The 20721-nt window shown below is 73.3% G+C and carries 12 protein-coding genes; 3 read left to right on the top strand and 9 right to left on the bottom strand.

Annotated elements, in window-relative coordinates; genetic code table 11:
• Positions 1–10 precede the first annotated feature (10 nt).
• The 3 genes from KYY02_RS03030 to KYY02_RS03020 form a co-directional block, all read right to left on the bottom strand.
• Complete coding sequence (locus KYY02_RS03030; protein WP_371235812.1) at positions 11–3481, bottom strand: UvrD-helicase domain-containing protein; 3471 nt, start codon at positions 3479–3481, stop codon at positions 11–13.
• Between the two features lie 100 nt (positions 3482–3581).
• Positions 3582–6890: an ATP-dependent helicase gene (locus KYY02_RS03025; protein WP_371235811.1), complete on the bottom strand. Its 3309-nt coding sequence runs from the start codon at positions 6888–6890 to the stop codon at positions 3582–3584.
• Between the two features lie 257 nt (positions 6891–7147).
• Positions 7148–7534: an MGMT family protein gene (locus tag KYY02_RS03020; protein WP_371235810.1), complete on the bottom strand. Its 387-nt coding sequence runs from the start codon at positions 7532–7534 to the stop codon at positions 7148–7150.
• Positions 7535–7720: 186 nt separating this feature from the next.
• On the opposite strand from KYY02_RS03020, the gene KYY02_RS03015 reads away from it, so the two are divergent.
• The 3 genes from KYY02_RS03015 to KYY02_RS03005 all read left to right on the top strand — a co-directional run bounded on the left by KYY02_RS03015 (position 7721) and on the right by KYY02_RS03005 (position 12787).
• Complete coding sequence (locus KYY02_RS03015; protein ID WP_371235809.1) at positions 7721–10396, top strand: lysylphosphatidylglycerol synthase transmembrane domain-containing protein; 2676 nt, start codon at positions 7721–7723, stop codon at positions 10394–10396.
• A gap of 357 nt (positions 10397–10753) precedes the next feature.
• Entirely contained in the window at positions 10754–11149 is a 396-nt protein-coding gene (locus KYY02_RS03010) for an alpha/beta hydrolase (RefSeq protein WP_371235808.1), read from the top strand.
• Positions 11150–11287: 138 nt separating this feature from the next.
• Entirely contained in the window at positions 11288–12787 is a 1500-nt protein-coding gene (locus KYY02_RS03005; protein ID WP_371235807.1) for an alpha/beta hydrolase, read from the top strand.
• 71 nt (positions 12788–12858) lie between these two features.
• On the opposite strand, the gene moeZ is transcribed toward KYY02_RS03005, so the two are convergent.
• From moeZ to KYY02_RS02975, 6 genes are all read right to left on the bottom strand, one after another.
• The gene (gene moeZ, locus KYY02_RS03000; protein WP_371235806.1) at positions 12859–14037 is read right to left on the bottom strand and encodes an adenylyltransferase/sulfurtransferase MoeZ; all 1179 of its coding nucleotides are present in this window, start codon (positions 14035–14037) and stop codon (positions 12859–12861) included.
• A gap of 63 nt (positions 14038–14100) precedes the next feature.
• Positions 14101–14856 carry a spherulation-specific family 4 protein gene (locus tag KYY02_RS02995; RefSeq protein WP_371235805.1) on the bottom strand — a complete coding sequence of 252 codons (756 nt, stop codon included), beginning with the start codon at positions 14854–14856 and terminating at the stop codon, positions 14101–14103.
• Positions 14844–15851, bottom strand: a complete 1008-nt coding sequence (locus tag KYY02_RS02990) for an NAD-dependent epimerase/dehydratase family protein (protein ID WP_371235804.1) — start codon at positions 15849–15851, stop codon at positions 14844–14846. Before KYY02_RS02990 ends, KYY02_RS02995 begins: the two co-directional genes overlap by 13 nt.
• 360 nt (positions 15852–16211) lie before the next feature.
• Positions 16212–17336, bottom strand: coding sequence for a hypothetical protein (locus KYY02_RS02985; protein ID WP_371235803.1), 1125 nt, complete (start codon positions 17334–17336; stop codon positions 16212–16214).
• Positions 17333–19009: a DUF3492 domain-containing protein gene (locus KYY02_RS02980; RefSeq protein ID WP_371235802.1), complete on the bottom strand. Its 1677-nt coding sequence runs from the start codon at positions 19007–19009 to the stop codon at positions 17333–17335. The genes KYY02_RS02985 and KYY02_RS02980 overlap by 4 nt, the downstream gene beginning before the upstream one ends.
• A gap of 172 nt (positions 19010–19181) precedes the next feature.
• Positions 19182–20717, bottom strand: coding sequence for a DUF3152 domain-containing protein (locus KYY02_RS02975; RefSeq protein ID WP_371235801.1), 1536 nt, complete (start codon positions 20715–20717; stop codon positions 19182–19184).
• Between the last annotated feature and the right edge of the window lie 4 nt (positions 20718–20721).

Genomic DNA, 20721 nt, shown 5'->3' with positions numbered 1-20721 from the left:
GTCCTCGAGCCTATCGGCCCGCGCCGGTGTCCTCGGAGTGCGGTATCTCACCGGACGGCTCCCCGAGCAGCAGTCGCTCCAGTTCCGCGCGGCCGGGCAGGGGGGCGGGGCGGACGATCTCACCGGTGCGCACGTACAAGAACGCGGCGGTGACGGTCTCCAGGGGGACACCCTGCTGTTCGGCCCAGGCGAGCCGGTAGACGGCGAGCTGGAGCGGGTCGGCGGTGCGGCCGCGGCCCGTCTTCCAGTCGACGATCTCGTACGTCGTCCCGTCCCCGTCGTCCTCCCTGTAGACGGCGTCGATGCGCCCGCGGACGACGCGGCCGGCGATCGACAGCTGGAAGGGGGCTTCCACCCGGTGGGGGGTGCGGTGGGCGTACTCGGTGCGTTCGAAGGCCTCCTTGAGGGCCTCCAGGTCGCGTTCGTCGGCGATCTCGGCGTCGCTGCCGGGCAGCTCGTCCGGGTCGAGCATGGGCAGCGTCAGTTCCTCGAAGCGCGCCTCGACCCAGGCGTGGAAGCGGGTGCCGCGGCGTGCGGCGGGCTGCGGGGGGCGGGGCATGGGGCGGGCCAGCTCCTGGGCGAAACCGTCCGGGTCGGCGGCCAGACGCAGCAGCTCGGAGGCGGTCAGCGAGGCGGGCAGGCGGACCTCGGTGACGCTCGCACGGGTGTGCAGGAGCTCTCCGGTGAGGGCGTCGAGGTCGCGGTCCCAGGAGGCGACGGTGCGGGCCTCCTCGGGGGTGAGGCGGGGCCGTGGCGGGTGGGCCGGCTCCGCGGTGCCCGGATGCGCGGCGGTCTCCGGCGGTGCCGCCTGGTGCGGGACGGTGGGGCGGTCGGTGCTCCAGGAGTCCCAGTCGTCCGGGCCGGCTTCCGCGAAGGGGCCCTCCTCGGGAAGGGGATCCTCGTCGTCGGGCGGTGGAGGCCAGTCCGGATCGTCGTGGGCGTCGGGGTCGTGCACGGCCGTGGCAGGGCCCTCCGGACGGACGTCGAGGCGGTGGAGGTGGGCGAGGACGGTGTCGGCGGCCGCGCGGCGGCGGGTGAGGGCGGCGGCGTCGAGGGGCAGGGGCCACACCTGGTCGGCGCCGGCCCGGTGCAGGGCGGGGTTCTCCTCGTCCCCGGCGGGCTCGTCGGCCCACGCCTCGATCTCGCCGTGTCCGGCGGCGCAGTGATCGTAGAGGGCGTGCAGGAACTCGGAGGGGCCGCGCGGTTTCTTCTGACTGGGCCCCCACCAGTGGCCGGAGCCGAGGAGCAGGGAGCGGGGGCGGGTGAAGGTGACGTATCCGAGGCGGAGCTCCTCGGTGTGCTGGTGGTCCTTCATGGCCTCGTGGAAGGCCTTCAGGCCGCGGGAGTCCCAGGACTCGACGTCGGGCAGGGTGTCGGCGTCGCCGCGCAGCCGGTGTGGCAGCACCTTGCCCTGCGCGGTCCACTTCTCGCGGCCCTGGCCACTGGGAAAGGCGCCGGTGACCAGTCCGGGGACGGCGACGACGTCCCATTCGAGGCCCTTGGACTTGTGCGCGGTGAGGACCTTGACGGTGTTCTCGCCGCCGGGCAGCGCGTTGTCGAGGCCCTTCTCGTACTGGGCGGCGGTGCGCAGGAAGCCGAGGAAGGCGAGCAGGGTGGCCTCGCCGTCGCCGGCGGCGAAGGACGCGGCGACGTCGAGGAAGTTGGAGAGGGTCTCGCGCCGGCGGGCGGCCAGGGCGTGCGGGGACGCGGAGAGTTCGACCTCCAGGCCGGTGACGGCGAGGACGCGGTGCAGGACGTCCATGAGGGGGTCGGCGAGGGAACGGCGGAGATCGCGCAGTTCGGTGGCCAGGCGGGCGAAGCGTACGCGCGCGTCCGCTGAGAAGGGCAGGCCGTCGTCGTCCCCGCGGCCGTCCAGGGGTGTCTCCAGGAAGGTGTCGAGGGCGTCGGCGAGCGAGATCACCTCGGCCGGGTCGACGCCTTCGACGGCTTCGGCGAGCCGCCGGTCGGGGTCGTCGCCGCCGTCCACGCGTGCGTGGGAGACGAGCCGTCGTGCGCGCCGTCCCAGCAGGGCGAGGTCGCGGGGGCCGATGCGCCAGCGCGGGCCGGTCAGCAGCCGTACGAGGGAGGCGTTGGCGCCGGGGTCCTGAAGGACCTCGCAGACGGCGACCAGGTCGGCGATCTCGGGAAGGTGCAGCAGTCCGGACAGGCCGACCACCTCGACGGGGACGTCCCTGGCGACCAGGGCGCCCTGGATCTCGGCGAAGTCGCCGGCCGTGCGGCACAGCACGGCGATCTCTCCGGGCGCCTTGCCGGTGTTCACGAGGTGGGCGATGGAGTCGGCGATCCAGTCGATCTCCTCCGCATGGGTGGCCAGCAGGGCGCAGCGGACGGTGCCGTCGCGTTCGGCGCCCGGGGCCGGGCGGAGGGCCTCCACGCCCGCGTGCATGGCGCGCAGGGGCTCGGCGAGACCGTTGGCGAGGTCGAGGAGACGGCCGCCGCTGCGGCGGTTCTCGCTGAGCGACTGGCGGGTGGCGGGGCGGCCGTCGGCGTGGGCGAAGTGTTCGGGGAAGTCGTCGAGGTTGGCGACGGAGGCGCCGCGCCAGCCGTAGATCGCCTGGCAGGGGTCGCCGACGGCGGTCACCGGATGGCCGGTGCCGCCGAACAGTCCGGCCAGCAGGACCCGCTGGGCGACGGAGGTGTCCTGGTACTCGTCGAGGAGGACCACGCGGAACTCGTCGCGCAGGGAGCGGCCCACCTCGGGGAGGGCGGCGAGCCGGGCGGACAGGGCGATCTGGTCGCCGAAGTCGAGCAGGTCGCGTTCGCGTTTGGCGGCCCGGTAGCGCAGCACGAGAGCGGCGAGCTCGCGCCGCGCGGCGGCCGCCTCGGGGACCTTGCGCAGGTCGGCGTTGGTGAGCCCGGTGTCCTCCAGGGCGCGCAGCAGCTCGGCGTCGTGGGCGCGCAGGTCCTCGGGCCGTACGAGGTGTTCGGCCAGCTCGCCGTCGAGGGTGAGGAGGTCGGCGACCAGGTCGGGGAAGGAGCGGGTGAGCGCCGGGTAGAGGCCGGGGGCCTCGCGCAGGACCCGCGCGGCGAGCTGGTAGCGGGTGGCGTCGGCGAGCAGCCTGGAGGTCGGTTCGAGGCCGATGCGCAGGCCGTGGTCGGTCAGCAGGCGCCCCGCGAAGGCGTGGTACGTGGAGATCACCGGCTCGCCCGGTGGGTTGTCCGGGTCGATGGCATCGGGGTCGGTGACGCCCGCCTTGATCAGCGCCTTGCGGACGCGTTCGGCGAGCTCGCCGGCGGCTTTGTTGGTGAAGGTGAGACCGAGTACCTGTTCGGGGGCGACCTGGCCGGTGCCGACCAGCCACACCACGCGGGCCGCCATCACCGTGGTCTTGCCCGACCCGGCTCCGGCCACGATCACCTGCGGGGCGGGCGGCGCGGTGATGCAGGCCGTCTGCTCCGGGGTGAACGGGATCCCGAGGAGCTCCTTGAGCTGATCGGGATCGGTGATACGGGCGGGCACACGCAGAATCTAGCGGTGGACACCGACAGCGGAGGCCGTCAGCCCCCTCCGGGAGCGGAGAACCGCAGGTCGGCGCGGGTGGTGTGATGCGTCACGCCGGTCACTCGACCACGTGCCGGCCCTCGGGCCGGGCGCTGCACGAGGCCCGGAAGGCGCAGTGGGCGCAGTGCTGGCCCGCGGTCGGTCCGAACCGTTCGTCGAGGACCTTCCCGGCTGCCGTGGCCAGCAGGTCGCCGATCCACTCCCCCTCCGGCGGCTCCTGGGCCTGCACCTTGGGCAGGGCCTCGCCACCGTCCCGCTTGGCGGCCCCCTGGCGCAGCTGGACGAGCTCGGCACCGCCCGGTTCGGGACGCGTTCCGCCGAAGGGCTCGTCGACGGCGCCCTCCCCGACGGCGAGCTGGTAGACGGCGAGCTGAGGGTGGCGCTCCACCTCCTTGGCGCTGGGCGCCTGTTTGCCGGTCTTGAAGTCGACGACGTACGCGCGTCCCTCGGCGTCGGTCTCGACGCGGTCCATCTGGCCGCGGATGCGGACCTCGTAGTCGCCCGCTTCGAGGGTGACGTCGAAGTCGTGCTCGCTGGCCACCGGGGTGCGTCCGGTGCGGTCCATGACGTGCCACTTGAGGAAGCGTTCGAGCGCCACGCGCGCGTTCTCCTTCTCCTGGGCCGACTTCCACGGCGCGTCGAAGGCGAGCGCGTTCCACACCGAGTCGAGACGCTCCATGAGGACGTCGAGGTCGGCGGGGGTGTGCCCGGAGGCCACCTCGTCGGCGAGGACGTGCACCACGTTGCCGAAGCCCTGGGCGGCGGTCGCGGGGGCGTCGGCCTTCACCTCGCGGCCCAGGAACCACTGCAGGGCGCAGGTGTTGGCGAGCTGGTCGAGGGCGCTGCCGGAGAGCACGACGGGCTGGTCGCGGTCGCGCAGCGGCACCTTGCTCTCCGTGGGCTCGAACATGCCCCACCAGCGGTAGGGGTGCGCGGACGGCACCAGCGGACGGCCGTCCTCGTCGGCGAGCGCGGCGAGCCGGGCCAGCCGCTGGGCGGCGGCCTCCCGGAGGGTGTCGGAGACCCGGGGGTCGACCGTCGTGGCACGCAGTTCGGCGACGAGCGCGGCGACGGACAGGGGGCGGCGCGGGCGCCCGGTGACGTCCTTGGGCTCGACGCCCAGTTCGGTCAGGAAGCGGGAGGGCTGGTCGCCGTCGTCGGCGGGCGCCTTCACGGCCGTCACGACGAGTCGTTCACGCGCGCGTGTGGCGGCGACGTAGAACAGGCGGCGTTCCTCGGCGAGCAGCGCGCCGGGGGTGAGCGGTTCGGCGAGCCCGTCGCGGCCGATGCGGTCGGCCTCCAGCAGGGAACCGCGGCGGCGCAGGTCCGGCCACAGACCCTCCTGGACGCCGGCGACGACGACCAGGCGCCACTCCAGGCCCTTCGAGCGGTGCGCGGTCATCAGGCGCACGGCGTCGGGCCGGGCGGCGCGCCGTGTGAGGGTGTCGGCGGCGATGTCCTCGGCCTCGATCTCCTCCAGGAAGTTCAGGGCGCCCCGGCCGCCGATGCGTTCCTCCGCACGGGCGGCGGTCGCGAACAGCGCGCACACGGCGTCGAGGTCCCGGTCCGCGTTGCGGCCGGCCGCGCCGCCGCGCCGGGCGGAGCGCTCCAGACGCCCCGGCCACGGTGTGCCGTCCCACAGGTCCCACAGGGCCTCCTCGGCCGTACCGCCGCCGGCCAGGCGCTCGCGGGCCCGGCGCAGCAGGCCGCCGAGGCGCTGTGCGCCCCGCGCGTAGGCGGGGTCGTGCACGGCGAGCCGCTCCGGTTCGGCCAGCGCGCGCGTGAGCAGTTCGTCCGAGGGCGGCGGCAGTGGGTTGCCCGCGGCCCGCTCCTCCTCGCGCAGGGCCCGGCCCAGGCGGCGCAGGTCGGCGGCGTCCATGCCGGCGAGGGGGGAGGTGAGCAGGGTGAGGGCGGTTTCGGTGTCGAGCCAGCGCGGTTCCGCTTCGGCGCCGTCTCCGCTGCCCTCCCCGTCACCCGCCTCCGCCGTCGCCACCGCGCGCAGGGCCGTCAGCAGCGGGGCCACCGCCGGTTCGTGGCGCAGGGGCAGGTCGTCGCCGTCGACGTCCACGGGGACGCCCGCCGAGGTGAGCGCGCGGCGGACGGTGGGGAGGGTGCGGGCTCCGGCCCGGACCAGGACGGCCATGTCGTTCCAGGGAACGCCGTCCTCCAGGTGCGCCCGGCGCAGGATGTCGGCGATGTTGTCCAGTTCCGTGCCGGAGGTCGGGTAGGTGTACACCTCGACCCGGCCGCCGTCCCGGTCCGCGGTCAGCTCCCGGTGGGCGCGGACCTTCTCGGCGGGCAGGCGGGGCAGCGGCATGCGCCGGGTCACCCGCCGGGTGGCCTCCAGCAGGACGGCGCCGGAGCGCCGGGAGGTGCGCAGCACCTCGACCGGGGCCGGGCGGCCGTCCGCCCGGGGGAAGGCGTACGGGAACTCCAGGATGCCGCCCACGTCGGCGCCCCGGAAGGCGTAGATCGACTGGTCGGGGTCGCCGAAGGCGACGAGGGTGCGCCCGCCGGCCAGGGCGTGCAGCAGCCGCACCTGGGCGGGGTCGGTGTCCTGGTACTCGTCGACGTAGACGGCGTCGTACCGCGCGGCCAGTCGCCCGGCGATCTCCGGGCGGCCGGCGAGGAGCACCGCGCGGTGGACCAGTTCGGCGTAGTCGAGGACGCCCTGCAGGTCGAGGACGTCGAGGTACTCGGCGAGGAAGGCGGAGGCGGCACGCCAGTCGGGGCGTCCGATGCGGCGGGCGAAGGCGTCCAGGGCCTCGGGGCCGAGACCCAGTTCGCGGCTGCGGGCGAGCACCGCGCGGACCTCGTCGGCGAAACCGCGGGTGGTCAGGCAGGCGCGCAGTTCGTCCGGCCAGCGCACATGGGCGAGCCCGAGCCGCTCCAGGTCCACCTGGCCGGCGAGCAGTTCGCGGACGGTGACGTCCTGCTCGGGACCCGACAGCAGCCGCAGCGGCTCCACGAAGAGGTCACTGTCCTGGTGGGCGCGGATCAGCGCGTAGCAGAACGAGTGGAAGGTGGTCGCCTGCGGGGCGCGCGCGGCCCCGATGCGCAGCGCCATGCGGTCGCGCAGCTCGACGGCCGCCTTGCGGCTGAACGTCAGCACCAGGATGCGCTCGGGGTCCCCGTCACGGGCGATCCGGGCGGCCACGGACTCGACCAGGGTGGTGGTCTTCCCGGTACCCGGACCTGCGAGGACGAGCAGCGGACCGGCCCGGTGCTCAACCACGGAGCGCTGCGCGGCGTCCAGTCGAGGGGGATTCCCGCGGGTCGGCGGGGTACGCACCAGTCGATAAGCGCCACGGTCTCCCCGCCGCACCTGAGGGTGCGACAGGCCGCTGATGGAGGAAGAGGAGCTCACGTGGTTCGCCGGTCCTGGTGGGTGTGCTGTGGGGCGGTTCGCCGCGCGTGCGAGGCGGTGGGCGCGAGGTGAAAGGGGTGCGCGCAGCCGACGCTACGCCTGTGAGAAGTGCGGAAGCAGGTTTTCCACTTCTCCCCTCCGGACACTCCGGCCGCACATGTCCCTTGCCTCACGAACGTACGTCATGCCACGAATGTGCTCTGCCTCACCCCGAGGGGGCAGAGGCCGCACGGCGGCGTGCGGGAGGGCGGAAGCTGTCAGGTGTGACCTTCGGTGTGCCCACCGCCGTCCCACCGCGCACGCCTCATGTCGAGGCGCGGCACGTGGCCCTCCGCGGCCCGGCTCGCCTCCCTCAGGGGCGTGCCCTCCGCACGGTAGTGGCCGAGGACTCTCAGTTCGTGGCCCGGCAGCAGCACTCCGTCCGCCCGGACGACACGCCACCACGGCACCGCTCCCCCGTACAGGGCCATCACGCGCCCCACCTGCCGGGGACCGCCCTCCCCCAGCCACTCGGCCACGTCCCCGTACGTCATGACACGTCCCGGCGGGATCAGCTCGGTCGCCTCGAGGACCCGCTCGGCGTAGTCGGGCAGGGCGTCCGGATGCTCGGGGCCGCCGTCGGACGGAAGGCTCTCCTGACTCATCCGACCCATCCTGCCCCACCCCACCGACAACGTGACGCGCTCGCACGCGTGCGCGCGGCTCGCCCCGCAGCGGCGCCCGGGACAGACTGTGCCGCCCCGCGTTCGGACCCTGATGCCCCCTTGTGCCGGTACGGCATGCCACCATCGTGCGGGCGGTGACTGGTGATACAAGACCGAGAAGAGACGATGAAGCAGCAGGGCGCGCACCCCGAGGACACGGAGGGCCCCCCTGACGCCTCGTCGCGCCCGGACACCGCGGGTCCCGGGACGGCGCACATCGACGAGGTGGAGGGCGACGAACCCCTGCTCCCCGCGCGGGTGCACCGCCCGTCCGACCTCATGCGGCTCCTGGCGGGCGTGCTCGCCGTCGTGGTGCTGCTGGCGATCGCCGCGTTCGCCCACGGCACCACCTCGGGCCTGGAACAGGACATCAACAAGGGCACCGGACAGGCGCCGGACCTGCTCATCAAGATCGCGGGCCTGGCCTCCAGCATCGCGATCCTCCTGGTGCCGGTGGCCTTCGCCATCGAGCGGCTGATCAAACGGGACGGACTGCGGATCGCCGACGGCGTGCTCGCCGCCGTCCTCGCGCACGGTGTGACACTCGCCACCGACCTGTGGGTGGCGCGTGCCGCTCCGGACTCGATCCAGGAGGCGCTCACCCAGCCCTCCCCCGGCGACATCCACGCCCTGACCGATCCCGTGCACGGCTATCTCGCCCCGGTGATCGCGTACATGACGGCCGTCGGGATGTCCCGCAGACCCCGGTGGCGCGCGGTGCTGTGGGTCGTGCTGCTCCTCGACGCCTTCTCGATGCTCGTCACCGGGTACACGACACCGTTCTCGGTCATCCTGACGGTCCTGATCGGCTGGACCGTCGCCTACGGCACCCTCTACGCGGTCGGTTCGCCCAATGTGCGCCCCACCGGCCGCACCCTGACGGCAGGCCTGCGGACCGTCGGCTTCCACCCCGTGACCGCGTCCCGGGTGGAGTCCGGCGACGCCTCCGAGACCGGGGACCGGGGGCGCCGGTACTTCGTCACCCTGGAGGACGGTCCGCCGCTGGACGTCACGGTGGTCGACCGCGAACAGCAGGCACAGGGGTTCTTCTACCGAGCGTGGCGCAATCTGACCCTGCGCGGCTTCGCCACCCGCAGCAGCCTGCAGTCGCTGCGCCAGGCGCTGGAGCAGGAGGCGCTGCTGGCCTACGCGGCCATCGCGGCCGGCGCCAACGCGCCCAAGCTGATCGCGACCTCCGAACTCGGTCCCGACGCGGTGATGCTCGTCTACGAGCACAGCGGCGGACGCACCCTCGACTCGCTGCCGGACGAGGAGATCACCGACGAACTGCTGCGCGGCACCTGGCACCAGGTACAGGCCCTGCAGTCCCGCCGCATCGCGCACCGCCGGCTGGTGGGCGACGCCATCCTCGTGGACCGTTCCGGCACGGTGATCCTCACCGATCTGCGCGTCGGCGAGATCGCGGCCGGCGATCTGCTGCTGCGCATGGACATCTCCCAACTGCTGGTGACGCTGGGCCTCAGGGTGGGCGCCGAACGCGCGGTGGCCTCCGCGCTGAGCGTCCTCGGCCCCGACACCGTGGCGGACTGTCTGCCGATGCTCCAGCCCATCGCGCTGAGCCGCTCCACGCGCGGTACCCTGCGCCGGCTGGCCCGGGAGCGGGCGGAACGCGAACGCGAGGCGGTCCTGGAGGCCTCCCGGCAGTCCAGGCCGGCCCGCCCGGAGCACGAGGCCGACCACGTCGTCCTCGACAGACCCGGCAAGAAGGCCGTACGCGCGGAGCAGCGGGCCGAGAAGCGGGCCATCGACGAGGCCCTGGAGGAGGCGCGCGAGGAGGACCTGCTCACCCAGATCCGGCACGAGGTGCTGCGGATCAGGCCGCAGGCCCCGGTGGAACCGGCCCGTCTGGAGCGGGTCCGGCCGCGGACCCTGATCAGTCTCATCGCCGGTGCGATCGGCGCGTACTTCCTGCTGACACAGCTCACCCACATCGAGTTCGGCCCGGTGATCTCCAACGCGGAGTGGGGCTGGGTAGCCGCGGCGGTGCTGTTCTCGGCGGCCAGTTACGTCGCGGCGGCCATGGCCCTGCTCGGGTTCGTGCCCGAGCGGGTGCCGTTCGTGCGGACCGTGGCGGCACAGGTCGCCGGGTCGTTCGTGAAGATCGTCGCCCCGGCCGCGGTGGGCGGGGTCGCCCTGAACACGCGGTTCCTCCAGCGCGCGGGGGTGCGGCCCGGCCTCGCGGTGGCGAGCGTCGGTGCGTCGCAGCTCTTCGGGCTCGGCTGCCACATCCTGATGCTGCTGGCGTTCGGCTACCTGACCGGTACCGAGAAGACGCCCTCCCTCTCGCCGTCCCGCACGGTGATCGGGGGACTGCTGACGGTGGCGGTGCTGGTGCTGGTGGTGACCTCGGTGCCGTTCCTGCGGAAATTCGTCGTCACGCGCGTGCGGTCGCTCTTCGCGGGTGTCGTGCCGCGCATGCTCGATGTGCTGCAACGGCCGCAGAAGCTGGTCACCGGCATCGGCGGCATGCTGCTGCTGACGGCCTGCTTCGTGATGTGCCTGGACGCCTCGATCCGGGCGTTCGGCGACGAGACGACGTCCGTCAGCATCGCCAGCGTCGCCGTCGTCTTCCTCGCGGGCAACGCACTGGGGTCGGCGGCTCCGACGCCGGGTGGCGTGGGCGCGGTCGAGGCGACCCTGACGGTGGGTCTCATCGCCGTCGGACTGCCCAAGGAGGTCGCCGCGCCGGCGGTGCTGCTCTTCCGGCTGCTGACGCTCTGGCTGCCGGTGCTGCCGGGCTGGCTGGCCTTCAACCACCTCACCCGCAAGGCCGCCCTGTGAGGGAGGGCTCCTTACCTCGTCCGGCCCGTGGCTCCGCGCGTCCCGCTCGGGACGACCGCAGGACGGGACCACGCCCCGCCCCCTTCCGTCCGAGTACCGCAGCCCTGGCCGTCTGCGCCGTACTGCTGCAAGCTGCGGCGGGACGGCGGCGAGGACCTGGCAGAACAGCGGCTCGGCTGGGAGGACTGCCCGGCTCCGTCAGAGGCGCGGGGCCGGGGCCTGCCCCGCCGCCCCTCCCCGGCGGCCGGGGCGGATGGAGCAGGCGTACGCCGGGGACGGAATCGATTCCGACGGCGCTGTCCGACGTGAACGACGGGTGCAGTGAGAACGGCGGGTACGGCAGCTTCATCCCTGCCTATGTGGCCGTCGACTGCTCCGACGACGAGTCCCGTTACACGTCCGAGGCCGTGGAGCGCAGGCTGCCCGCGTTCCGGGCCGCGTCCCGGCTGGTCGGGGAGTACCTGCCGTGGGGAACGGCCGGCTGGCCGGTGCCCGGGGCCGCCTGGCATCCGGCTGGCCGCGCCCCCCGGTGCCGCTCCGGTCCTGGTGATCGGCGACACCGGCGGTCCGGCCGCCCCGTACGAGGGAGCGCGCAGGATGGCGCGGGCGCTCGGTGAGGGCGTGGGTGTGGAGCTGACGTGCAAGGGGCAGGGGCACGGGGCCTGCAACAGCGGGAACACATGCGTGCAGGACGTGGTTCACGCCTGTCTCCTGGACCGAAAGGTACCGGCGGCCGGGGCCGTCTGCTCGTGAGCGGGCCTGCGGTTCTGCCCGGAACAGCAGCTCAGAGCGTTGTCCACAGGCTGCCCCGGTGAGCGGCGGATCTGCCTACCATGGCTCGACCGCCGTCCGCAGCACATGCGGACGGCCAGCGAGGGGGGGAAGTGACACATGACCCGTTCCACACGGTGGACGGCCCTGACGGTCGCCGCCGCGCTGCTGACGGCCGGCTGCAGCGGCGGCGGCTCGTCGGACGACGGCTCCGGCGACGACGGCAGGAGCGGCGGGACGGCGCTCGACTGGGGGCGCTGCAAGGCCTCGGGTGACGACCCCGCACCGGGCAGGGAGTGGCAGTGCGCCACCCTCCGGGTCCCGCTGGACTGGTCGAAACCGGACGGCTCCACGATCGGGCTCGCCCTGATCCGGGCCAAGGCCACGGGCGACGACCGCCTCGGCTCACTGCTGTTCAACTTCGGCGGGCCGGGCGGCTCCGGCGTGTCGATGATGCCGTCCTACGCCGCCACGGCCTCCGAACTGCGCGAGCGGTACGACCTGGTGAGCTGGGACCCGCGCGGAGTCGCCGCCAGCGAGGGCGTCCGCTGCCGCGACGACAAGAGCATCCAGGCCGCCGAGTCCTCGGTGGACGGCACCCCGGACACGCCGGCCGAGGAGCGGACGTTCCTCCAGGACGCCGCCGACTTCGGCCAGGGCTGCCGGAAAGCCGCCGGGGAGCTGATGGCCCACGTCTCCACCACCGACACCGCTCGCGACATGGACCGCATCCGGCATGCCCTCGGCGACGACCGGTTGAACTACTTCGGCATCTCCTACGGCACCGAGCTGGGTGGCGTCTACGCCCATCTCTTCCCGGAGAAGGTGGGGCGGATGACGCTCGACGCGGTGGTCGACCCGAGCACCGACACCATGGGCCACGCCAAGAACCAGACGCGGGGCTTCCAGACGGCCCTCGACAACTACCTGAAGTCCACCGGACGGGACCCCGAGCAGGGTTCGCGGGAGATCGCGGAGCTGCTGGAGCGGATCGACTCCGACCCGCTGCCGACGTCGTCGTCCGGACGCGAGCTGACGCAGACGCTGGCACTGACCGGCATCGTCCTGCCGCTGTACAGCAAGACCAGCTGGCCGGTGCTGACCAGTGCGCTGGAGGCGGCCGAGGAGGGCGACGGCACGGAGCTGCTGGCGCTGGCCGACGGCTACAACGAACGCCGGGCCTCGGGGCGCTACGGCACGACGACCCACTCCCAGCGGGTCATATCGTGCCTGGACGACAAGCAGCGGCCGACTGCGGAGGAGGCGAAGAAGCTGCTGCCCGAGCTCGAGGAGATCTCGCCCGTGTTCGGGTCCTTCCTCGGCTGGGACACGGCCGGCTGGTGCCACGACTGGCCGGTGCCCGGTCAGTTCGACACCCCGGAGGTGAGCGCGCCGGGCGCGGCACCGGTTCTGGTCGTGGGCAACACCGGCGACCCGGCCACCCCGTACGAGGGCGCACGGAAGATGGCGGACGAGCTGGGCGAGGGCGTCGGTGTGGTGCTCACCTGGAAGGGCGAGGGCCATGGCGCGTACGGCAGCGGGAGCGACTGTGTGGACTCCACGGTGAACGCGTACCTGCTGGACGGCACGGTGCCCGAGGACGGCAAGACCTGCTCATGACGACGGCGGGGGCTCCGGGCACTCGTGGTGCCCGGAGCCCCCGCGTCGGCTCGTGTTCGTGCCGGGGCCGGTCAGTAGACCGGCTTCTCCGGCTCGATCTGGTTGACCCAGCCGATCACGCCGCCGCCCACATGGACGGCGTCGGCGAAGCCAGCGGACTTCAGTACGGCGAGCACTTCCGCGCTGCGGACACCCGTCTTGCAATTCAAGACGATCTTCTTGTCCTGCGGCAGGCTCTCCAGGGCGTTGCCCATGAGGAACTCGTTCTTGGGGATCAGGCGGGCGCCCGGGATGGACACGATCTCGAACTCGTTCGGCTCGCGGACGTCGATGAGTTCGATGCTCTCGCCGTCGTCGATCCACTCCTTGAGCTGCTTGGGAGTGATCGTGGAGTCGGCGGCCGCCGCCTGGGCCTCCTCGGACACGACGCCGCAGAAGGCCTCGTAGTCGATGAGTTCGGTGACGGTCGGGTTGTCGCCGCAGATCGCGCAGTCGGGGTCCTTGCGGACCTTGACCTGGCGGTACTGCATCTCCAGGGCGTCGTAGATCATGAGCCGGCCGACCAGCGGCTCACCGATGCCGGCCAGCAGCTTGATCGCCTCGTTGGCCTGGATGGAGCCGATGGACGCGCACAGCACGCCCAGGACGCCGCCCTCGGCGCAGGAGGGGACCATGCCGGGGGGCGGGGGCTCCGGGTAGAGGCAGCGGTAGCAGGGGCCGTGCTCGGACCAGAAGACCGACGCCTGGCCGTCGAAACGGTAGATCGAGCCCCACACGTACGGCTTGTTCAGCAGCACGCAGGCGTCGTTCACCAGGTAGCGGGTCGCGAAGTTGTCCGTGCCGTCGACGATCAGGTCGTACTGGCTGAACAGGCCCATCACGTTGTCGGCCTCGAGCCGCTCCTCGTGGAGGACCACGTTCACGTACGGGTTGATGCCCTTGATCGTGTCACGCGCGGACTCGGCCTTGGGGCGGCCGATGTCGGACTGACTGTGGATGATCTGGCGCTGCAGGTTCGACTCGTCGACCTCGTCGAACTCCACGATGCCGAGCGTGCCCACGCCCGCCGCGGCCATGTACATCAGACCCGGCGAACCCAGGCCACCAGCGCCCACAAAGAGCACCTTGGCGTTCTTCAGCCGCTTCTGCCCGTCCATGCCCACGTCGGGAATGATCAGGTGGCGGGAGTACCTGCGAACCTCGTCTACGGTGAGCTCGGGGGCCGGCTCGACCAGGGGTGGCAGCGACACGGGGACTCCGTTGGTCGGTCAATCACTACGGTTGTTCTTCGCTTAACAGTGCCATGGCCTTTTTCATTCCGAGACACCCGTCCCGGTACGCGAGACGATGTCGTCCCAGTAGCCGGGCAGGGATTCCCAGGGGGCGGTGCGGGTGCGGCGCCCGGTGCGGTGGGTGCGGTCCGTGAAGTAGATCGTCGCGGCGCCCTGCCAACGGGCCATGCGCAGGGCCTCGTCCAGGTGCGGGCGGGGTACTCCGTGCACGAAGTGGCAGAAGCGTTCGGGCGGGTGGCCGGCGGTCCACTCCGCCGCCTGCGACCAGCGGTAGTCGCTCCACGGACCGGAGAAGGTGACCAACTGGTCGGCGTGTTCGGCGTATCCCGGGTACGGGTGGGTTCCGTGACCGAGGACGATGTGGGCGTCATGGAGCGTCCGAAGTGCGGTGATCGTGCGCCGGACCTCGGGGAACGCTGCTCGGTCGGCGGGACAGCGGTCCAGCAGGAAGCCGTCGACCTGGTACCAGTCGGTGAAGCGGCGGGCGTCCGGGACCAGTTCGCCGAACACGCGGAGGCCGTACGCCGTGTCGAGGCGGCCGAGAACACGGACACCGGTGTTGCGGAGGCGGCCGGCCGCCTCCAGACAGCGTGGGTCGGGCCGGGTCCCGGGGCCGTCGGCCACGTCGAGGACGACCCAGTGGAGAGGGGCGCCCGGACGGGTGAGTTCGCTCCACTCGGTCGGGGCGACGAGGGGGTGCGCGAGGCCGGGAACACCGAAGCCGGTGTGGACGCCGGTGCTCGCCGTACCGGCTTTGACGCTGGTCAGATACGACATGCCGCCTCCATCCAGATGTCGGCGAGGGACTCCTCGAGGTTGATCCGGGGGCGCCAGCCGAGGCGGTCGCGGGCGGTGCGGACGTCGGCCTGCTGCCAGTTGCCGCAGCCGTCGGGGTACGGGAAGACGACGGGGGCGGTGGGATGGTGGTCGGGATCGGGGCGGGGGTGGCCGATCGAGGTGCGGAGGGAGGGGGTCGGGTGGGCGGAGTGGGGTGCATGTGATGGGTGCAGGCCCGGGGGGGTGTCCAGTTCGTTGAGGACACCGCTATAGCCGGCCACCCTGGCGAGGATTCCGGCGGCGTCGCGGAGACGGACGGCGCGACCCGAGCCGATGTTGATGACACCCTGCGCGGCGGAGAGGGAGGCGGCGTGGACGGCGCGGGCCACGTCGCGGACGTCGACGAAGTCCCGTTGTACGCCGAGACCACCGAGCTTCAGCTCGCTGTCGCCGGACTGCATGGCGCGGCGCATCGCCTCGGCGAGGCGGCCGAGGGGGGAGCCGGCGGGGGTGCCGGGGCCGACGGGTGAGAAGACCCGGAGGACCACGGCGTCCAGGCCGGAGCCGAGGACCAGCTCGGTGGCTGCGAGTTTGCTGACACCGTAGGGGCCGCCGGGGCGGGGGACGGCGTCCTCCGCCGTGGACGAGCCGGGCTGGCTGGGGCCGTACTCCGAGCCGCAGCCGATCTGTACGAGCCGTGCACCGCAGCCGCTGCGGCGGAGGGCCTCGCAGACGGTGGCCACGGCGACGGTGTTGTGCCGGGTGAGTTCGCGGGCGCCGCCTCTCGTGGTGCCCGCGCAGTTGACGACCACGCCGGGGTGGACGGCGTCGAGGAAGCGGGTGAGGGCACCGGGGCTGCCGGTGGCGAGGTCGAAGCGGACGTCGGCGTCGTCGCCGCGGCCGAGGGCGGTGAGCTGGACGGCGGGGTCGGCGAGGAGGCGGTCGGCCACGAAGCGGCCGATGCAACCGTTGGATCCGATCAGAAGGACTCTCATCGGGCGACTCCTTCGGCGTCCGGGGTGGTCATAGGGGGTTCTCCTTCGGCTGGGATTGTCGTGGCGCAAGCGCCTGACGTCGGTGGGTGGATCGGGGGCGCGTCGGGGGCGTCCGTCATCGAACCGGCGCGGATCACGTCTTCCGGCGGAGGTGCGGGCGCGCCGGCCACCGCGGGCCGCCGCCCCCGGTCCCGCCCCTCCGCGCCGTACTCGTCCGTGCCCCGCGGCCGTACGCGCGCACCACGTCGTACGCGACGGCGGCCCCGCGGGCACCGGGCTGTGCAGGGAGTCCTGGCCCGCAGCGGTGCGCGACCCCCGTGGGAGCAGGGGCCGCGCGGCCCCTGCCCGGTGCTCGCGTCGTCACCGCGGTCGCTCCGGGCGGATGTGCGCCGAGGCTCGGGCAAGTCTGCGGGAGGCGTGGATCAGGAGGACCAGCGCCGCCGCCCCGCAGGTGAGGGCGGGGAGGGCGGCGGGACCCCAGGCCGTGGTCAGGGTTTGGACCGGTGTGGCCAGGGCGTCACAGCCGGGAAGGCGGGCGGCGAAGAGTGTCGCCAGGGCCGCCACCTGGGCGATGGCCGTGACCGCGAGGACCACCCTCGGCGCGTGGGTGAAGCCGTGGATCGTGAGGAGGCGGGCCAGGAAGAGGAGACCGCCCAGGGCGAGCGTCGAGGGCAGGGCGGGGGGTTCGTCGAGGAGCGCGGACGTCGCCGCGAGCAGACCGGCCACCGCGCCCAGGAACAGGGCGGACACACCGATGAGCGCGGGGCGTACGGAAGCCGAGAAGTCCTCCAGACCACGGCTCGACGCCAGTCTGCGGCGGACACGGGCGGCGAGGAAGCAGGCCGCCCAGGCAGCGGGCGCGCACGACAGGGCGAGCGCCACGACCGGGGCGGCGGTGAGCGGCCAGTCCCCTTCCGCCGTGCCGTCGGGAAGGCCGTCGGGTCCGCCGGCGACCGCCGTAGCGAGCAGGCCGTCGCCCAGGAGGGCGTAGCCGAGGAGCCAGCAGCTCCAGGAGGCCGTGGCGGAGCGGGGCGGGATGTCGGGCCGGGCGCTCAGCGGGCCCCGGCGCAGTGCCGCGCGCAGGGCGAGGGTGACGGCCAGGATGCCGGTGGCCGCCGTGTAGAGGCGGGTCTGGCCGTGGGTGAGACGCAGGGCGATCACCGTCGCCACGCACAGGACGCCGGGGAGCAGGGTGAGGACGATCCAGCCGCCGCGTGCCTTCGGAGTCGTGGTGGCCGGGGCGGGCCGGGGCGGCGCGTCGTCTCGGGGAACCCTGGCGTAGAGCTCCTCGGCGAGGGAGAAGACGTCGCGGTGGCGGAAGCGGGCGGCGGTCCGGTCGGTGATGCCGTGGGCCTCCAGGCCCGCCGCGATCTCCAGGGCGTCCACCGCCTGTTCGCACAGGTCGCGGTGGCGGTGCAGCAGCGCCTTGACCGGGTCGGCCGCGCCGGGAGGGGTGCTGTGGTTCAGTTCGCCGAGGTCGGTCATCGGGTGGTCTCCGTCGCGGGTACCGGGGTGTCCATGGCCCATGTGGGAAGGGCGCGGGAGGCGGGGTCGGTCCAGTGGCCGGGGACGTGGGACTCCGCGGGGGCGGCGAAGGGCAGGGGGTCTCCGGTGTCGTCCAGGAGGAGGCGGCGGACCGGTGTGTGCGCGACGATCTCCAGGTAGATGCCGTGGAAGGCCGAGATGTTCTGGTCGACGGTGAACAACTCGAGTGCGCGGGCGCGCGCGGCGGCACCGAGGCGTACGCGGCGCTCGGGGTCGCGCAGCAGGGAGACGCACGCCTCGGCGAACGCCCGGGGGTTGCGCGGCGGTACGACGAGACCGGTGCCGCCGACGGCCTCCACGACCGCGCCGACGTCCGTGGAGACCGTCGCGCGCCCGCAGAGCATCGCCTCGACGAGACCGGCCGGGAAGCCCTCGACGACGCTGGAGAGAACGACCACGGCGCCCGAGGCGTACGCGTCGGCGGGGGTGGCCAGGTCCGGGCCGCCGATCTCCTCGAAGGACACCGGATTGGTGCCCACGGAGTACGGTCCCTCGGCCTCGTCCGGGAAGAGGTGCGCGGCCAGTGCCTCGCAGTGGCCGAGGTAGGCGGCGCCCTCCGGACCCGACGGAGCGCCGATGATCCGCAGTCGGGCCTTCGGTTCCTCCTTGCGGATCTCCGCGAAGGCGTGCAGCAGCGAGACCAGGTCCTTGGCGGGCTCCACGCGGCCGACCCAGACGAGCGTGTGCGGGTCCGCGCTCTCCGGGGACTCCCCCGCCTCGGCGAAGGGCGCGGCGTCCATGCCGGGGTACACCGTGCGGAGCTTCGCCCGGTCGGCGCCGCAGCGCTCCTGCCAGCGGCGGGCGTGCGTGTTGCCCGGTGTGATGAACGCGGCCCGGCGGTAGGTCTCGGCGGCGAGCCTGCCGTGGAAGGCGGCGAGCAGGGAGCGGACCGCGGGCGAGGCGTCCGGGCGGGTGAGGTAGTGCGTCCGCAGGCGCACGCCGTACTCGGTGACGAGGAGGGGGACGCCGAAGAAGTGGTGGGCGAGCAGGCCGGGAAGGGCCGTCACTCCGCCGGCGGCGGCATGGCACAGGTCCACCGCGCCCAGCCCGTCCTCCTCGTACCAGTCGAGCGAGAGGGGGCGCAGAGCGCGCTCCAGGTGGGCGGCGACGGCCAGCAGATCGGGCACGTGGGCCTCACGCGCCGTGCCCAGGGCGCCGGGCGCACGACAGGCGCGCTCCAGGGCGCGTACGGCCGTCTCGGAGCGGAGTGCGGCCACCAGACCGCCTTCGTCACGGGCGAGTTCGGCGAGGCCCCGCAGAGCGGTGGCGAAACGGTCCGCCTCGGGCGGCGCGGACTGCGGATCGAGGGCGGTGGGGTCCGTCGCGGCGCAGAGGGCGGCGGCCAGTTCGCCGTAGTGCTCCGAGAAGCGCCGGCGTGCGCGGCGGCCGTACACCACACCGTCCTCCTCGGCATCCCACAGCGGTGCGGTGCGGACCCGGCCGACCTGGGGCGGCAGCGGGACCCAGCCCGCGTCCTCCTGGGCCTGGCCCGTGCTGAACGCGTAGACGTCGAACTCGTGCCGGTCGAGCCCGCGCACCAAGCGGTCGCACCAGAGCCCGCCCTCACCGCCCACATACGGGTAACCACCCTCCGTAAGCAGTCCGATGCGCACGTGTGCACCCCCGATCTCCCATGTGGGGAGCCGTCGTTGGTCCGGCGGCTCGCAGCGGGACGAACGTATGCGGAGAAAGAGGTGGCGTGATGGACGGTTGTCCATCACGCCACCAAAAGGGGTGAACGGTCGTAACTTTCCCGCGTGGGGCGCGTTTCGCCGCGCTAGGCGATCAGCTCTTCGGATACGGCCATGCGTTCGGGCGGCAGCTGATTCCGTCGTGGTCGAGGAACTTGGTCTGCTGCTGCATGACCGGGGCCAGGTCGCCGTCCTTGTCACAGGTGACGTGGTTGAAGCCCAGGCGGTGGCCGATCTCGTGATTGATCAGCATCTGGCGATAGGCGTGGATCTCGTCGCCGTAGGTGTCCGCTCCCTGCGCCCAGCGGTCCGCGTTGATCATCACGCGCTCGGTGGCCGCCGAGTCGCAGGAGACGTTGTCCACGGTGGTGTCCAGGCCGGACTTGGCGCACCAGTCGGCGGTCGTGTCCGGACCGGCGAGGGTGATCACGAAATCGGCCTCGCCCGAGTGGATGCGCTCGAAGGTGCGCGCTCCGTTGTGCGCCCAGCTGCGGTCGTCGTTGAGTGTCCTCTGGACCGCCTCGGCGAAGAGTTCGCCGTCGAGGCCGAGCCCCTGCTCCACGTCCACGCGGTAGGTGAACTTCTGCCCCTTGCCCGGAGCCTTGTCGATGCCGGGGACTGCGGTGAACTTCCCCGTGCCCCCGCGCGCGGCGCTCAGCGGGTACGTCCTCTCCATCTTCTGTTCGTACGTCAGTGGTTCGGCGCCGGGTACGGAGGGAGTCTCCCGCTCGTCCCCACGCGACGCGGGAGCCCGGACGTCGCGCGCCTGCTCGTCGGCGGCCTGCGCCTGTACGCCGGTGCCGTCGCGTTCGTCGGCGACCTGCCCGGCCACGACGACGGCCAGCACGGTCGCGACGACGGCGGCCGCGATCCCGGTGAACGCCCGCCCCTTGCCGCCCCTGGCCGGCGTGGGCTTCCCGGTCGGCGGCGCATCGTCGTCGTCGAGGCCGGCGGGAACGCCGGTGACCGGGGCTGCGCTCCAGTCGGTGACGGCCGCGCGGGAGTCCGCGGGGCCCGGTGGGCGGGGCACGGGGACGGAGGCGGGCCGGGAGAAGTGGTCGGTGCCCTCACCGAAGGCGTCGAGGTAGTCCTGGCGCGGTCCCCCGGGAGGCGTCTGCCGCTGTCGCGGGAGGGACGCGTCCGGCCCCGTCGGCGTACCGGTCCCGGCCGCCGTGCGGCCGTCCAACGCCCCCCAGCCACCCCCGGGTTCCCGCTGCTCGGGATGTCCACCACGGGCCCTGGGGACGCCATGGGCGGGAGTTCCGCCGGGCAGCCCGGGGAAGCCGTGCGCCGGGGTTCCGTCCGGCAGGCGCGGCACGCCGTGCGCGGCGGTCCCGTCGGGGAGCCACCCGTCCGGCAGGCGCGGCACGCCGTGCACGGGAGTTCCGTCGGGCGGGCCCGGCACGCCGTCGGCCGGTGTCCCGTGTCCCGCCGTTCCGTACGCCGGAGGAGTCCCGTCTCCCCGGGGTCCCCCCGCGGGCCCCTGCTGCGGCGGGGGCCCGGGCGTCCGCGACCTGTCCGTCTGCCCGGTGCCGGACGAACCGTCCGGTGCCGGACGGTCGTCCGGTACAGCGCTCCTGCCCGCGGTGCCGCCCTTGGGGGCGGATCCACGACGGCTGTGGCGTCCCACGTCG

Origin of the sequence: Streptomyces pimonensis, from assembly GCF_041380215.1 — a bacterium.
Taxonomy (GTDB): domain Bacteria; phylum Actinomycetota; class Actinomycetes; order Streptomycetales; family Streptomycetaceae; genus Streptomyces; species Streptomyces pimonensis.
This window is presented reverse-complemented; position numbering and strand designations above follow the sequence as displayed.

Coding starts and splice junctions, on each gene's coding strand:
- KYY02_RS03020 (WP_371235810.1), bottom strand. CDS start 7,534: ATGAGTCAGGAGAGCCTTCCGTCCGACGGCGGCCCCGAGCATCCGGAC.
- KYY02_RS03015 (WP_371235809.1), top strand. CDS start 7,721: ATGAAGCAGCAGGGCGCGCACCCCGAGGACACGGAGGGCCCCCCTGAC.
- KYY02_RS03010 (WP_371235808.1), top strand. CDS start 10,754: ATGTGGCCGTCGACTGCTCCGACGACGAGTCCCGTTACACGTCCGAGG.
- KYY02_RS03005 (WP_371235807.1), top strand. CDS start 11,288: ATGACCCGTTCCACACGGTGGACGGCCCTGACGGTCGCCGCCGCGCTG.
- KYY02_RS02995 (WP_371235805.1), bottom strand. CDS start 14,856: ATGTCGTATCTGACCAGCGTCAAAGCCGGTACGGCGAGCACCGGCGTC.
- KYY02_RS02990 (WP_371235804.1), bottom strand. CDS start 15,851: ATGAGAGTCCTTCTGATCGGATCCAACGGTTGCATCGGCCGCTTCGTG.
- KYY02_RS02985 (WP_371235803.1), bottom strand. CDS start 17,336: ATGACCGACCTCGGCGAACTGAACCACAGCACCCCTCCCGGCGCGGCC.